We start from the raw sequence: 13,560 nt of genomic DNA, 5'->3' as shown, positions 1-13,560 counted from the left end.
GATCAGCCTGCCTGGCGCAGGCGGTAGAGGGCGTTGGCCAGGGCTACGTCTTCCAGGCCCAGGCCGATCGAGCGGAAGAACGCCGGGCGCCGGTATTCCGGACGTGGCGCCTGGCCGCTGAGCAGTTCGGCGAGGTCGCCGCGGATCGCCTCGGGGCTCCAGCCATGCTGTTCGGCGGCGATCAGCATCTCGCCGGCGGAGCCTGGGGTGGTGTGCCGGTAGTCGCAATAGACGTCCATGGCCGCCAGGCTTTCCGCCGGTACCTCATGGGCGCGGGGCGCGTTGGTGCTGATCGAGGTGACCAGCGCCGGGCGCTTGAGTTGGCGCGGGTCGATCACCGCTCGGGCCGATGAGGTGCAGAGCAGGATCACATCGGCTTCGTCCAGCGCTTCCTCCAGGCTGCCGGCGGCTTCGGCGCGCGGGTCGATGGCGCGGAGGCTTTGCAGGCGGCGCTCGTCCAGGCTCGGCGAATGGACTCGCACGCCCTGCCAGTCACGCAGGCCCTTCACGTATTGCAGGTGGGCATGGGCCACCGGTCCGCTGCCGATCAGCGCCAGGCGGCCGGCTTCGGCCGGAGCCAGGGCATCCACCGCCACCGCGGTGGTGGCGGCGGTGCGCGCGGTGGTCAGCCGGGCGGCATCGCAGAGCAGCAAGGGCTGGCCGGTCTGCATCGACATCAGCAGGGTCCAGGCGGTGACCAACGGGCCCTGTTCGCGAACGATGTAGGGCGAAGTCTTGACTCCGTAGACCTGTTCCTGGGCGAGCACGCCGAGGTAGTTGATGAAGTCGCCGCGACCGGCGGGGAACTCCACCAGTTGCTGGGCCGGCTGGAGCGCCTGGCCGGCGGCCAGGTCGAGGAACAGCTGGCGCATGGCCTGGAGGACGTCGATACGGGCGAGCAGTTGCTCGGCTTCGGCCTGCTGGACGATCAGGGGAGTGGCGGCGCTCATGCGATCTCCGGAATGGATGTAAACAATTTGTCCATTCTGGACTTTAAGGTATTGCCGGGCAAGCGCCGACCCGCCTCGATGACCGACGGCGGCACCTGCGTGTCGCAGAAACGAAAAAGGCGAAGCCGGATGGCTTCGCCTTTTTTCTCCACGCCTACGTTCAGTGCTTGCGCGGTACCGGCTTGAGCAGTTCGGCCGGCGGCATCTCGCAGGTGATCTTGCGGCCCAGCAGTTCTTCGATCGGCGGCAGGGCGAAGGCATCGTCCTCGCCGGCGAAGCTGATCGAGGTGCCCGAGGCGCCGGCGCGGCCGGTACGACCGATACGGTGCACGTAGTCGTCCGGGTCCTCCGGCAGGGTGAAGTTGATCACATGGCTGATGCCGTCGATGTGGATGCCGCGGCCGGCCACGTCGGTTGCCACCAGGACGCGGATCTTGCCTTCGCGGAAGCCTTCCAGGGTGCGGATGCGCTTGTGCTGCGGTACGTCGCCGGACATCTGGGCGGCGCTGATGCCGTCCTTGGTCAGGCGTTCCTCGATGCGGCGGACTTCGTCCTTGCGGTTGGCGAAGACCATCACCCGTTCCCAGTTGTTCTGTGCCACCAGGTTGTACAGCAGCTTGTACTTGTCGCTGCCGGCCACGGCGTAGACATGCTGCTCGACGGTGTCGCTGGCGACGTTCTCCGGCTCGATCTCGACGATCGCCGGATCGACGGTCCACTGCTTGGCGAGGTTCATCACGTCGTCGGTGAAGGTCGCCGAGAACAGCAGGGTCTGGCGTTCGCCCTTGTGCGGGGTCTGCCGGATGATCTGCCGGACCTGCGGGATGAAGCCCATGTCGAGCATGCGGTCGGCTTCGTCGAGGACCATCACCTCGACCATGTCCAGGTGCACCTCGCCGCGCTGGTTGAAGTCCAGCAGACGGCCTGGGGTGGCTACCAGGATGTCGCAGAAGCGCGCTTCCAGCTGCTTGAGTTGCTTGTCGAAGTCCATGCCGCCGACGAAGGTCATCACGTTCAGCCCGGTGTACTTGGTCAGCGCCGCGGCGTCCTTGGCGATCTGTACCACCAGTTCGCGGGTCGGGGCGATGATTAGCGCGCGCGGCTCGCCCATGTAGCGCTCTTTCGGCGGCGGGGTCTGCAGCAATTGGGTGATGATCGAGATGAGGAACGCGGCGGTCTTGCCGGTGCCGGTCTGTGCGCGGCCGATGGCGTCCTGGCCGCGCAGGGTGAAGCCCAGTACCTGCGCCTGGATCGGGGTGCAGTAGGGGAAGCCGAGGTCATGGATGGCGTGCATCAGGCTCGGGGCGAGGTTGAAGTCGTGGAAGCGGGTCTTGCCTTCCTGCGGTTCGACCACGAAGTCTTCCAGCTTCCAGTTGTCCACCGGCTTCGGCTTGCGTTCGCGGCGCGGCTTGTCGCTGCGCGGCTTGGCGTCCCGGCCTTCTTTGGCGGCGGGTTTGGCGGGCTTTTCGCCTTTCTCGGCCTTTTCAGCGGCGCGCGGGGCGCCGGACTCGTTGTCGGCGCGCGGGGGGCGCGGTTTGCGTGGGCGTTTCTCGGTCGGCTTTTCGCCGGTGGGGGCGGTACCTTTCGCGGTAGCGCCGGCAGGGCCTTGCGGGACCGGGGAGGAACCGCTCTGCGGCTGGGTTCCGTCGGCCTTGCCGAAGATTTTCTTGAGTGCTTTGAGCACGGCGATCTCGTAGTGGTTAAGGAATGAACGGGCGCCAGTGTAAAGCATGTTGCCAGCGGGGAGAAATCCATGCTTGGCCGGCGCCCTCCAGCCCTGGCCGGACGGGGCCTGGAGGGGGCTGCGCGAAGCTCCCGGGGCAGCCTTCGGGAGGACTCGTGCGCGCGACCGGTGGCGCGCTACAAAAAGACAACGGTAGGGCGACGACGGGGGTGGCATCTTCGGGACGGTGCCGGAGCGATCCGGCGAGTGTCCGCCCACTCACCAACGGAAGAACAAGAAAACCATGAATCCGTCCCCATCGATCGCCGGGCTGAGCGATATCGAAGCCCTGGAACGCGTGCCGCTGGAACAGCGTGACCTGCCGTCCAGCACCTACGAACTGTTGCAACGCTCGGCCCAGCGCCACGGCCAGCGTATCGCCCTGAGCTGCCTGCTGCATGGCAGCGCCGCCGAAGAACCGCTGCGGATCAGCTATGCCGAGCTGTTCGCCCGCGTCACCCAGACCGCCAACGCCTTGCACCGGCTGGGCCTGGAAAGCCACCAGGCGGTGTCCTTCCTGCTGCCCAACCTGCCGCAGACCCACTACGTGATCTGGGGCGGCGAGGCTGCCGGGATCGTCAATGCGATCAACCCGCTGCTGGAGCCGGAGCACATCGCCGAGCTGATCCGCGCCTCCAACACGCGGGTGCTGGTGACCCTGGCGCCGTTCCCCGGCACCGACCTGTGGCAGAAGGTCGCCGGCCTGCGCGCGCAGCTGCCGGAGCTGTACGCGATCGTCGTGGTCGATCCGGCCAACCTGTTGCCGGCGCCGCAGCGCGAGGCGCTCAAGGCCCAGCGCGGGCCGCTGCCGGAGGGCGTGCTGGACTTCGATACGCTGATCGCCGACTGCCCGGCAGACCGCCTGGAGAGCGGACGGGCGATCCATCCGGACGACGTCGCTTCCTATTTCCACACCGGCGGCACCACCGGCACGCCGAAGCTGGCGCCGCACAGCCACTTCAACGAGGTGGCGATGGCCGAGATCATGGGCCTGAACGCCGACTACGGGGTGGACGACGTGCTGCTCTGCGGCCTGCCGCTGTTCCACGTCAACGGCGTGATGGTTACCGGCCTGGCGCCCTTCCATCGCGGCGCCCAGGTGCTCCTGGCCGGGCCCCAGGGCTACCGCAATCCGACCCTGATCCAGGACTTCTGGAAGCTGGTGGAACGCTACCGGGTCACCAGCTTCAGTGGCGTGCCGACCATCTACGCGGCGTTGCTGCAGGTCCCCAGCGATGGCCGCGACCTGTCCAGCCTGCGTTTCGCCCTGTGCGGCGCGGCGCCGATGCCGGTGGAGCTGATCCGCCAGTTCGAGGCGCGTACCGGGCTCAAGGTGATCGAGGGCTACGGCCTCACCGAAGGTACCTGCGGCACCAGTTGCAACCCGCGTGGCGGCGAGCGCCGGCCGGGTTCGATCGGCCTGCGCCTGCCGTACTGCCAGGTGAAGGTCGCGGTGCTCGACGGCGAGGGCAATTACCTGCGCGATGCCGCGCCGAACGAGGTGGGCAACCTCTGCCTGAAGGGCCCGACGGTGTTCAAGGGCTACCTGCAACAGGACCGGAACCGCGATATCTGGATCGGCGATGGCTGGTTCAATACCGGCGACCTCGGTCGTATCGACGAGGACGGCTACATCTGGCTCACCGGGCGCAGCAAGGACCTGATCATTCGCGGTGGCCACAACATCGACCCACAGATGATCGAAGAAGCGCTGCACCGGCATCCGGCCGTGGCCCTGGCGGCGGCGGTGGGCAAGCCGGACGCCAAGGCCGGCGAGCTGCCGGTGGCGTATATCCAGCTCAAGCCCGGCGCCAGCGCCAGCGAGGAAGAGCTGCTGGAGCACGCCAGCCGCCACGTACCGGAGCGCGCGGCGGTGCCCAAGGATATCTGGCTGATCGAGAGCATGCCGGTCACCGCGGTGGGCAAGACCTTCAAGCCGGCGCTGCGCCTGGACGCGATCCGCCGGGTGCTGGAGGAGGAAAGCCGGAGGATCGCCGAGGATATCCGCGTGGAGGTGGTCGCCGACGAGCGCCACGGCCAGCTCGCCCACCTGCACGTTCCCGCGCTTGACGAAAGACGCCGGGCGGCGCTGGAAGAGCTGCTCGGCGGCTACGCGCTGAACTACCGGCTGCACGCCGTCTGAGAGAAGCTCCGGGCGTCAGAGGCGCTTGCGCAGCCAGGCGCCGATGTCGTGGATTTCCTCCAGGGACACCTCGTGGCCCATCGGGTAGTCGTGCCAGCCCACCTCCACGCCCTGCGCCTGCAAGGCGTCATGGGCCGCGCGGCCAAGCGCCGGGTCGACCACGTCGTCCTGGCTGCCGTGCAGGTGCAGGACCGGAATCCGCTTGTGGCGCTCGTCCAGCGCCAGGTCGTCGAAGGTCGGCGCGTAGGTGGATAGCGCCAGCACCCCGCCGAGCGGCTGGGCGTAGCGGCGGAAGGCGGTATGCAGGACCACCGCGCCGCCCTGCGAGAAACCGGCGAGGATGATCCGCTCGGCGGCGATGCCCTTGGCGCGCTGTTCATCGATGAGAGCGATGACCTGGTCGGCGGAGGCGTTCAACTGGTCTTCGTCGATGGCCCGCGCCGGACTGAAGGCAAGGATGTCGTACCAGCTCGGCATGACCCAGCCGCCATTGACCGTCACCGCCTGGCTCGGCGCCTGGGGGAGGATGAAGCGGGTGCTCGGCAGGACCATCTGCAGGGCTTCGGCCACCGGTTTGAAGTCGGTACGGTCGGCGCCCAGGCCGTGCAGCCAGATGATACAGGCGTCGGCATTCGGGGCATCGAGGATCAGGGGTTCGCTCATGACGGCTCCAGGCAGGGGCATATGCGTTCGGAATGGGAGGACCATTCGACAACAGGCGCTTTCCCGCTCGCAAGTCGGCCAGATTGTCGCAGATCATGCATTCGCCAATTTCCCGCGGATGCGCTTTGCTAAGGGAAGTGCGCCGGGTACGCCGTTCGTCGCCCGCCGCGGTCGCGCCGCCGGCTGCCTCTGCCGGTGCCGCGGCGCTTGCGGTTACAGTGCGGCGACCGGCCCGGGAAGCGACCGGCGCGGGGCCGGCGGTTCACCCAGGGGCGGCGAAGGGAGTGGCGAACAGATGACAATAATGAAAGGTACCTGGCTGCTGCTGGCCGCTGTCTGCCTCGGCGCCAGCGCCACGGCCGAGGCCGGTGCGACGCTGGATGCGGTGAAGCGCAAGGGCTACGTGCAGTGCGGCGTCAGCGACGGCCTGCCGGGGTTCTCCTACGCCGACGCCAAGGGCCGTTTCAAGGGGCTCGACGTCGACATCTGCCGGGCGCTGGCCGCCGCGCTGTTCGGCGATGCCGAGAAGGTGCGCTTCACCCCGCTGTCCGCCACCGAGCGGTTTTCGGCGTTGCAGTCCGGCACGGTCGATCTGCTGTCGCGCAACACCTCATGGACCAGCTCGCGGGATACCGCGCTGGGCATCCACTTCACCGGCGTCACCTATTTCGACGGCCAGGGCTTCCTGGTCAATCGCAAGCTCGGCGTGTCCAGCGCCCGCGAACTGAAGGACGCGACGGTGTGCATCCAGTCCGGCACCACCAACGAGCTGAACGTGGCGGACTACTTCCGGGCCCACGGCATCCGCTACAAGGCGGTGCTCGACGACAGCTACGAGAAGAGCGCCCGTGCACTGGAGGCGGGGCAGTGCGACGTGCTCAGCTCCGACCAGTCGCAGCTCTACGCCCAGCGCCTGAAGCTGGCCAAGCCGGAGCAGTACGTGGTGCTGCCGGAAGTGATCTCCAAGGAGCCGCTCGGCCCGGCCGTGCGGCAGGGCGACGAAGCCTGGTTCAACATCGTCCGCTGGACCCTGTACGGCCTGCTCAACGCGGAGGAGCTGGGGGTCACCTCGAGCAACGTCGAGCGCCAGGCCAGGGACAGCCGCAACCCGGACGTCGCCCGCCTGCTCGGCAGCGAGGGCGACGCCGGCAAGGACTTGCAACTGCCGCGCGACTGGGTGGTGCAGATGGTGCGCCAGGTCGGCAACTATGGCGAGATCTTCGCCCGCAACGTCGGCGACGGCAGCCCGCTGAAGATGCCGCGCGGCCTCAACGCGCAATGGAATCTCGGCGGCCTGCACTATGCGCCGCCGATTCGCTGACCGGCGGGGCTGGCTGAACTCTCGCCAGCACCGACAATCCGATAACAGACAGACGCACCGGTGCCGGTGCACTATAGAGCGACGCGTCATGCCGAACACCGAACAAGAGAAATGCCCGTGAACCTATCGATGACTCCCATCAACAAAGCCAAGGCCTGGGGCGTCCACGCCGTCACCGCCAGTGGCGTGATCCTGGCCTTGCTGGCCCTGCTCGCGCTGGTCGACAACAAACCCCAGGCCTGCCTGCTCTGGCTCGGCCTGGCCCTGCTGGTGGACGGCCTCGACGGCACCCTGGCGCGCAAGTACGAAGTCAAGGAAATGCTGCCGCATTTCGACGGCTCGGTGCTCGACCTGGTGATCGACTACCTGACCTACGTGTTCATCCCGGCCATCTTCATCTACCGCTACATCCCCCTGCCGGAGCATTTCGAGCTGCTGGCGGTGGGCGTGATCCTGGTTTCATCGCTGTTCTGCTTCTGCAACGTCAACATGAAGAGCACCGATAACTACTTCGTCGGCTTCCCGGCCGCCTGGAACGTGGTGGCGGTGTACTTCTACGTGCTCGACCTGCACCCCTGGGTCAACCTCGCCACGGTGCTGGTGCTGGCTGCCCTGACCCTGACCCGGATGAAGTTCCTCCACCCGTTCCGCGTGCGCCAGTTCATGCCGCTGAACATCGCCGTGACTTTCGTCTGGCTGATCAGCAGCGGTCTGCTGATCGTCCAGCAGCCGGCCGACCTGCCGATCCTGCTCGGCCTGTGGTTCGCCGCCTCGGCCTATTTCGTCGGTATCTGCCTCTGGCGCAGCGCCCGCGAGTGGTTCGGCTGAAACGACCCGGCACGACGGCGTTCCCGCCTGGGGACGCCTGGCAAGTCCCTATCATCGCAAGGAACCCCGCATGGCCCACCCCAACGCCGAACTGATCGAGCGCTTCTACCAGGCCTTCCAGCGCCTCGACGGCGAGGCCATGGCGGCCTGCTACGCTCCCCAGGCGACCTTCCACGACCCGGCCTTCGGCGAACTGCGCGGGCGCGAGGTGGGCGACATGTGGCGCCTGCTGACCAGCCGGGCGCGGGACTTCCGCCTGGACTACGCGGACGTCCGCGCCGACGAGAACGAGGGGCGTGCGCAATGGGTGGCCCACTACCTGTTCACCCAGACCGGGCGCAGGGTGGAGAATCGCATCGAGGCCCGTTTCCGCTTCGCCGACGGTTTGATCGTCGAGCATCGCGACCAGTTCGACCTGTGGCGCTGGAGCCGCCAGGCGCTTGGCGCCAAGGGCCTGCTGCTGGGCTGGGCGCCGCCGGTGCAGCGGGCGATCCGCGGGCAGGCGCGCAAGGGCCTGGCCGCCTACCAGGCTGCCCATCCGGCGGCCGGCTGAGGCTGTCGGTGGCCGAAGCGCGGATAATCTCCTAAGCTCGCCGCGGACAACCCGCAGGACGCCGCGATGATCACGCTCTTCCAGTTTCCCGCCGCATTCAACGTACCCAATGCCAGTCCCTACTGCCTGAAACTGGAAACCTGGTTGCGCCTGGCCGGCCTGGAGTATCAGGTGAAGGTCGTCAGCGACCCGCGCAAGGCGCCCAAGGGCAAGCTGCCCTACGTGCGTATCGAGGGCGAGGCGATCGGTGACAGCGAGATCGTCATCCGTACCCTCGGCGAGCGCTACGGGGTCACTCTCGACGCCGGCCTGGATGCCCGGGGCAAGGGCTGGGCACGGGCGATCACGCGCCTGTGCGACGAACACCTGTACTACCTGATGCTGTATTTCCGCTGGTTCGACGAGGACAGCTGGCGCGTGCTCAAGCCGGTGTTCTTCGGCTCGCTGCCATTCGGCGTGCGCGACGCGGTGGCCTGGGCCATGCGCCGCAAGGTCCGCGCTACCCTCAGGGCGCAGGGACTCGGGGTCCACGGCAGGGACGAACTGCTGGCCTTCGCCCGCGACGACCTCGATGCCCTCGACGGCCTGCTTGGCCAGGTCCCGTACTACGGCGGCGAACATCCGTGCAGCGCCGATGCCGCCGCTTACGGTATCCTCGCCAACCTCATCGAGGCGACCCTGGATACCCCACTCAGCCATGTGGCGCGAGGCTATCCGCGCCTGGTGGCGTATTGCGAGCGGATGCGGGAGCGGGTCTGGAGTGAGTGAGGCGACGGCCGCCACGGCGGCGATCGGGAAGTGTTGGTCGGTCTACCTGGTGAGGGCGGAAAACGGCGCGTTGTACTGCGGCATCAGCGACGATCCGCTGCGCCGCTTCGACACTCATTGCAGCGGCAAGGGCGCGCGGTTCTTCCATTCCAGCCCCGCCCGCGCGCTGGTCTACGTCGAGGCCTGCGCCAGCAAGGGCGACGCCCTGCGCCGCGAGCGGGCGATCAAGGCCCTGAGCAAGCGCGCCAAGGAGCGCCTGTTGGTCGGCGTACCGGTGTTGCGCGAGGTCGGCGAGCCGGCAATCTAGGACGTTCATCTGCGGTCATGGGGTATTCGTGGGTTACCTGAAGAATCATTGGTGGAAACGCTGGATCCGCCGCCGCGGCTGCAAGCTGGCCGGCGGCCCGGCCAGTGTCGGCAAGCGCACCACGCTGGTGCTCGAGGAGCGGGTCGAACTCGGCCACCTGCGCATCGTCCCGCCAAGGCTGGAGATCGGCGCCTACAGCTATGTGCGCAGCGGCACCGACCTGTCCCTGGTGGCGTCCATCGGGCGTTTCTGCTCGATCGGCTCGGACTGCTTCATCGGCCAGGAAAAACACACCCATCCCAGCGACTGGGTGAGCAGCCACCCCTTCCAGCACACCGGCACCGCGCTGCGCTACGAGCCGGTGCTGAGCTACGCGGAAATCGGCCACGACGTCTGGATCGGGCACAGCGCGATGGTGATGGAAGGTGTCAAGGTCGGGACTGGGGCGATCATCGCCACGCGCGCCGTGGTCACTCGCGACGTGCCGCCCTATGCCATCGTCGCCGGGACTCCGGCGCAGGTGATCCGCTACCGGCATCCGCCGGAGATCATCGAGGGCCTGCTCGCCTCACGCTGGTGGGAGCTGGATAGCGCCTTCCTCACCGGCCTGCCGCTGGACCGACCCCGGGAGTTCCTCGCCGCCCTGGAGGCGCGCGAGGCGCCGCGTGCGGCGTACCGGCGGATGACCATCACCCGCCAGGGGTGCCGGCTGGATTGAGCGCGCCCATCGCCAGGCCCATCGGGCCAGGCGATGGGGCGCCCTTCATGTCCCGGATTGTCATAGGCGTGTTTTCCCAGCCGCGCTAAGCTGGTGCCTCACATCCGCCCGGAGGCGCCCATGTCAGAGCTGATCCTGCATCACTATCCCACTTCGCCCTTCGCCGAGAAGGCGCGCCTGCTGCTCGGTTTCAAGCAACTGTCCTGGCGTTCGGTGATGATTCCGCCGGTGATGCCCAAGCCGGACCTGGTGGCGCTGACCGGCGGCTATCGGAAGACCCCGGTGTTGCAGGTCGGCGCCGATGTGTATTGCGATACCGCGTTGATCGCCCGTCGCCTGGAGCAGGAAAAGGCGGTTCCGGCGCTGTTTCCCGAAGGCCAGGAGATGGTCGCCGCGAGCTTCGCCCAGTGGGCCGACGCGGTGCTGTTCCAGCACGCGGTAAGCCTGGCGTTCGCCCCGGAGTCCATCGCCGTGCGTTTCGGCAAGCTGCCGCCGGAATTCCTCAAGGCCTTCATGGCCGATCGCAGCCAGCTATTCAGCGGCGGCAGCGCCGGCCGCCTGCCGCTGGAACAGGCGCGCCACCAGTGGCCGGCATTCATGGCGCGACTGGAGCGCCAGTTGTCGCGCGAGGACGGCGATTTCCTGTTCGGCGAAGCGTCCGTCGCCGACTTCGCCGTGGCGCACTGCCTGTGGTTCCTCAAGGGCACGCCGGTCACCGCGCCGCTGGTCGACGATTACCCGCAGGTGCAGGCCTGGTTGGGACGGGTGCTCGGCTTCGGCCATGGCGCACCAGCCGAGATGAGTGCGGAGGAAGCCCTGGAGGTGGCTCGCGGCAGCCAGCCCGCGGCATTGCCGGACGAATCCTTCAGCGACCCCAACGGTTTCCTGCCCGGCCAGGCGGTCGCCATCGCCGCCACCGACTACGGTGTCGACGCGGTACAGGGCGAACTGCTCTTCGCCGGCAGCGAGGAACTCATCCTGCGCCGCGAAGACCCGCGGGCGGGTACCGTGCATGTGCATTTCCCGCGCCTGGGCTTTCGCATCGAGGCGCGTTGAGGCATGCCGGCGGAGACCCCGCCGCTGCGGCCGGACGCCGATCCGCCGCAGTGCGCGTTGCCCGAGGCGAGGCCGGACCGCGACGCCGGCACCAAGCTGCGCGCCGCAGTGCTCGGTGCCAACGATGGCCTGGTGTCGAACCTGTGCCTGGTGATGGGCGTGGCGGGTGCGAGCATGGCGCATTCGTCCATCGTCCTCACCGGGATGGCCGGACTGGTGTCCGGGGCCTGTTCGATGGCCCTCGGCGAGTGGCTGTCGGTGACCAACGCCCGCGAGATGGCGAGCAAGCGCATCGCCGAGGAAGAACGCCTGCTCAGGCTCTGCCCGAACACCGAGACCCAGGAACTGATCGATATCTTCACCGCCAAGGGGCTGAGCGAGGTGTCCGCCCGGCGCGTGGCCCTGCAACTGATGAACGACGGTCGTGGCGCGTTGGACACCTTGTCCCGCGAGGCCCTCGGCATCGATCCGACGGAGTTGGGCGGCAACCCGTGGAACGCGGCGGGCACGTCGTTCCTGCTGTTTTCCCTTGGCGCCCTGGTGCCGGTGGCGCCGTTCCTGTTCCTCGACGGTGCCGCGGCGCTGGTCGCAAGCCTGCTGTTCAGCCTGCTTGCGCTGCTGTTCAGCGGCGCGGTCACCGCCCGTTTCACCGGGCGGCCGCTGGCGTTCTCGGCGTTGCGCCAGGTGCTGGTCGGTACCCTTGCCGCGGCCTTCACCTATGGGTTGGGCACCGCGCTCGGCGTGGGCCTGGGCTGAAAGTCCTTCGCCTGCGGGGGACTCCGTTTTACACTGCGACACCCGGCCGGCGTGGCCGGGAACAGGAAAAACCGACCAGGGAGTGGCCATGAACGCCTACGACATCGAAATCGTCAACGACGCCGCGCACGCCGGCGAAGCCAACCACGGCTGGTGCTTCGGCCTGCCGCCGGGCATCCGTCCGGAGCAGTGGCCGCTGGATCCGGACACCGGCTATCCGCTGATGCACGGCTTCACCCTGCTGCTGCCGGAGGACTACCGGGTGCATGGCCCGGAGATCGTCGCGCTGAGCTTCTTCTCCCTCGCCCCGGACCAGAACGACGGTGGACCGACCAGCGTCGACGGCATTCGCGAGATGCTCATCGATCCGCCCGCGCAACCGCCGGCCGAAGCGGAACTGCGGCCGTTCTGGGAGGCCGGGCGCAATAGCCATCCGCGTTTGCATCGGATGGAGGACATCCTCGGCGGCGCCTATGCGTTGATCCTGCTCGACGCCGCTGAATTCAGCGGCGCGCCCTGCCAGCCGCCGGCGCTGCCGGCGGGCAACCCGCTGTTGGCGCAGACCGAGCCGCCGCAGTGGCTGGAGGCTGGTTCGGCGGCCAGCTTCGTGCCGGACTGGGCGGAGGACGACTACTACCTGCTGCGCGCCCTCGGTGGCCGCCCGGCGGCCGGCCACCAGCAGCGCTACCCCCTGCGCTGGACGGCGCGGGCGCAAGACCCCAACGCCGGGGTGGTGCCCAGCGAATACGGCGACGGCGGCTACCAGCTGCCGCACTACTGGCTGGACGGCAAGATCGAGCGCGACAACTACCGCGAGCATCCCTGGGTGGAAGGGCACCTGCCGAACCATATCGGCGGCACCATGCGTCCGGTGCAGGGCGTGCCGGAGATGAGTCCCTTCTACGTAGAGTTCGAGGAATACCTGGGCGGCTACAACTTCGGCGGCGGCAACGCCCAGCTCGATTTCCGCGACATGCGCTTCGACTGGGCCTGCGGCTGAGGAGGGAAAGGGAGCGCCGGCGGCGCTCCGGGGCGGCGCGGGTCAGTCCTTGCGCCGCTTGAGCTGGTCCTTCAACTGGGTCGGCAACTGACGGATGATCAGCATGTCGCGCTCTTCGTCGTATTCCACCTTGGAGCCCAGCAGGTGCGCCTCGAAGCTGATCGACAGGCCTTCGGCGCGGCCGGTGAAGCGGCGGAACTGGTTGAGGGTGCGCTTGTCCGCCGGGATTTCCGGCGACAGGCCGTAGTCCTTGTTACGGATGTAGTCGTAGAACGCCCGCGGTTGCTGGTCGTCCATCAGTTCCGAAAGCGCGTCGAGGGTCATCGGCTCGCCGATGCGCGCCTGGGAGGTGGCGTAGTCGACCAGCGTCTCGGTCTTCTCGCGGGCCTGTTCCTCGGCCATGTCCTCGCTTTCCACGAAATCGCTGAAGGCTTTCAGCAGGGTGCGCGTCTCGCTCGGCGAATCCACCCCTTCCTGGCAGCCGATGAAGTCGCGGAAATAGTCGGAGACCTTCTTCCCGCCCTTGCCCTTGATGAACGAGATGTACTGCTTCGACTGCTTGTTGTTGCGCCATTCGGAAATGTTGATCCGCGCGGCCAGGTGCAACTGGCCGAGGTCCAGGTGGCGCGACGGGGTGACCTCCAGCGACTCGTTCACCGCCACGCCTTCGCTGTGGTGCAGCAGGGCGATCGCCAGGTAGTCGGTCATGCCTTGCTGGTAGTGGGCGAACAGGACGTGGCCGCCGGTGGAGAGATTGGACTCCTCCATCAGCTT

Annotated in this window: 14 protein-coding genes; 10 read left to right on the top strand and 4 right to left on the bottom strand. The window is 67.7% G+C overall.

Translation table 11 applies throughout. From position 1 onward, the window contains the following. Positions 1 to 2 precede the first annotated feature (2 nt). Positions 3 to 950, bottom strand: coding sequence for an NAD(P)H-dependent anabolic L-arginine dehydrogenase DauB (gene dauB / locus ACTJJX_RS20470; protein ID WP_003118294.1), 948 nt, complete (start codon positions 948 to 950; stop codon positions 3 to 5). A 160-nt stretch (positions 951 to 1,110) separates the two neighbouring features. Continuing rightward, positions 1,111 to 2,634 (bottom strand): ATP-dependent RNA helicase RhlB, encoded by a 1,524-nt coding sequence (gene rhlB, locus ACTJJX_RS20465; RefSeq protein ID WP_003158777.1) that lies wholly within the window; start codon positions 2,632 to 2,634, stop codon positions 1,111 to 1,113. A 283-nt stretch (positions 2,635 to 2,917) separates the two neighbouring features. On the opposite strand from rhlB, the gene ACTJJX_RS20460 reads away from it, so the two are divergent. After that, positions 2,918 to 4,816 carry an acyl-CoA synthetase gene (locus ACTJJX_RS20460; RefSeq protein ID WP_016852494.1) on the top strand — a complete coding sequence of 633 codons (1,899 nt, stop codon included), beginning with the start codon at positions 2,918 to 2,920 and terminating at the stop codon, positions 4,814 to 4,816. A gap of 15 nt (positions 4,817 to 4,831) precedes the next feature. On the opposite strand, the gene ACTJJX_RS20455 is transcribed toward ACTJJX_RS20460, so the two are convergent. Next, positions 4,832 to 5,479 (bottom strand): alpha/beta hydrolase, encoded by a 648-nt coding sequence (locus tag ACTJJX_RS20455; protein ID WP_003105021.1) that lies wholly within the window; start codon positions 5,477 to 5,479, stop codon positions 4,832 to 4,834. Positions 5,480 to 5,774: 295 nt separating this feature from the next. Here ACTJJX_RS20455 and ACTJJX_RS20450 point away from each other — a divergent pair, with 295 nt between their 5' ends. The 9 genes from ACTJJX_RS20450 (at position 5,775) to ACTJJX_RS20410 (ending at position 12,786) form a co-directional block, all read left to right on the top strand. After that, positions 5,775 to 6,800 (top strand): amino acid ABC transporter substrate-binding protein, encoded by a 1,026-nt coding sequence (locus ACTJJX_RS20450; RefSeq protein WP_003119272.1) that lies wholly within the window; start codon positions 5,775 to 5,777, stop codon positions 6,798 to 6,800. A gap of 111 nt (positions 6,801 to 6,911) precedes the next feature. After that, positions 6,912 to 7,628, top strand: a complete 717-nt coding sequence (gene pcsA / locus ACTJJX_RS20445; RefSeq protein WP_003105024.1) for a phosphatidylcholine synthase — start codon at positions 6,912 to 6,914, stop codon at positions 7,626 to 7,628. A 70-nt stretch (positions 7,629 to 7,698) separates the two neighbouring features. Beyond that, entirely contained in the window at positions 7,699 to 8,181 is a 483-nt protein-coding gene (locus ACTJJX_RS20440) for a nuclear transport factor 2 family protein (protein ID WP_016852495.1), read from the top strand. Between the two features lie 66 nt (positions 8,182 to 8,247). Beyond that, on the top strand, positions 8,248 to 8,949 hold the full coding sequence (locus tag ACTJJX_RS20435) for a glutathione S-transferase C-terminal domain-containing protein (RefSeq protein WP_003092922.1): 702 nt from the start codon (positions 8,248 to 8,250) through the stop codon (positions 8,947 to 8,949). Then, on the top strand, positions 8,942 to 9,256 hold the full coding sequence (locus ACTJJX_RS20430) for a GIY-YIG nuclease family protein (RefSeq protein ID WP_003119275.1): 315 nt from the start codon (positions 8,942 to 8,944) through the stop codon (positions 9,254 to 9,256). Before ACTJJX_RS20435 ends, ACTJJX_RS20430 begins: the two co-directional genes overlap by 8 nt. A 28-nt stretch (positions 9,257 to 9,284) precedes the next feature. Beyond that, positions 9,285 to 9,974, top strand: a complete 690-nt coding sequence (locus tag ACTJJX_RS20425) for a CatB-related O-acetyltransferase (protein WP_016852496.1) — start codon at positions 9,285 to 9,287, stop codon at positions 9,972 to 9,974. Between the two features lie 120 nt (positions 9,975 to 10,094). Further along, the gene (locus ACTJJX_RS20420) at positions 10,095 to 11,030 is read left to right on the top strand and encodes a glutathione S-transferase family protein (RefSeq protein ID WP_003092916.1); all 936 of its coding nucleotides are present in this window, start codon (positions 10,095 to 10,097) and stop codon (positions 11,028 to 11,030) included. A gap of 3 nt (positions 11,031 to 11,033) precedes the next feature. Further along, positions 11,034 to 11,786 carry a VIT1/CCC1 transporter family protein gene (locus ACTJJX_RS20415; protein ID WP_003143097.1) on the top strand — a complete coding sequence of 251 codons (753 nt, stop codon included), beginning with the start codon at positions 11,034 to 11,036 and terminating at the stop codon, positions 11,784 to 11,786. Between the two features lie 88 nt (positions 11,787 to 11,874). Next, a complete protein-coding gene (locus tag ACTJJX_RS20410; RefSeq protein WP_003119277.1) occupies positions 11,875 to 12,786 on the top strand; it encodes a hypothetical protein in 912 nt (303 codons plus the stop codon). Positions 12,787 to 12,828: 42 nt separating this feature from the next. Here ACTJJX_RS20410 and yejK read toward each other — a convergent pair. Continuing rightward, positions 12,829 to 13,560, bottom strand: a 732-nt coding sequence (yejK, locus tag ACTJJX_RS20405; protein ID WP_128551626.1) for a nucleoid-associated protein YejK, incomplete at its 5' end; no start/stop codon positions are given.

Origin of the sequence: Pseudomonas sp. 22490, from assembly GCF_052044465.1 — a bacterium.
Classification (GTDB): Bacteria; Pseudomonadota; Gammaproteobacteria; order Pseudomonadales; family Pseudomonadaceae; genus Pseudomonas; species Pseudomonas aeruginosa.
This window is presented reverse-complemented; position numbering and strand designations above follow the sequence as displayed.

Excerpts from the sequence above, each read along its gene's own strand:
- dauB (WP_003118294.1), bottom strand. The coding sequence starts at position 950 with ATGAGCGCCGCCACTCCCCTGATCGTCCAGCAGGCCGAAGCCGAGCAA.
- ACTJJX_RS20460 (WP_016852494.1), top strand. The coding sequence starts at position 2,918 with ATGAATCCGTCCCCATCGATCGCCGGGCTGAGCGATATCGAAGCCCTG.
- ACTJJX_RS20455 (WP_003105021.1), bottom strand. The coding sequence starts at position 5,479 with ATGAGCGAACCCCTGATCCTCGATGCCCCGAATGCCGACGCCTGTATC.
- ACTJJX_RS20450 (WP_003119272.1), top strand. The coding sequence starts at position 5,775 with ATGACAATAATGAAAGGTACCTGGCTGCTGCTGGCCGCTGTCTGCCTC.
- pcsA (WP_003105024.1), top strand. The coding sequence starts at position 6,912 with ATGCCCGTGAACCTATCGATGACTCCCATCAACAAAGCCAAGGCCTGG.
- ACTJJX_RS20440 (WP_016852495.1), top strand. The coding sequence starts at position 7,699 with ATGGCCCACCCCAACGCCGAACTGATCGAGCGCTTCTACCAGGCCTTC.
- ACTJJX_RS20435 (WP_003092922.1), top strand. The coding sequence starts at position 8,248 with ATGATCACGCTCTTCCAGTTTCCCGCCGCATTCAACGTACCCAATGCC.
- ACTJJX_RS20420 (WP_003092916.1), top strand. The coding sequence starts at position 10,095 with ATGTCAGAGCTGATCCTGCATCACTATCCCACTTCGCCCTTCGCCGAG.
- ACTJJX_RS20415 (WP_003143097.1), top strand. The coding sequence starts at position 11,034 with ATGCCGGCGGAGACCCCGCCGCTGCGGCCGGACGCCGATCCGCCGCAG.
- ACTJJX_RS20410 (WP_003119277.1), top strand. The coding sequence starts at position 11,875 with ATGAACGCCTACGACATCGAAATCGTCAACGACGCCGCGCACGCCGGC.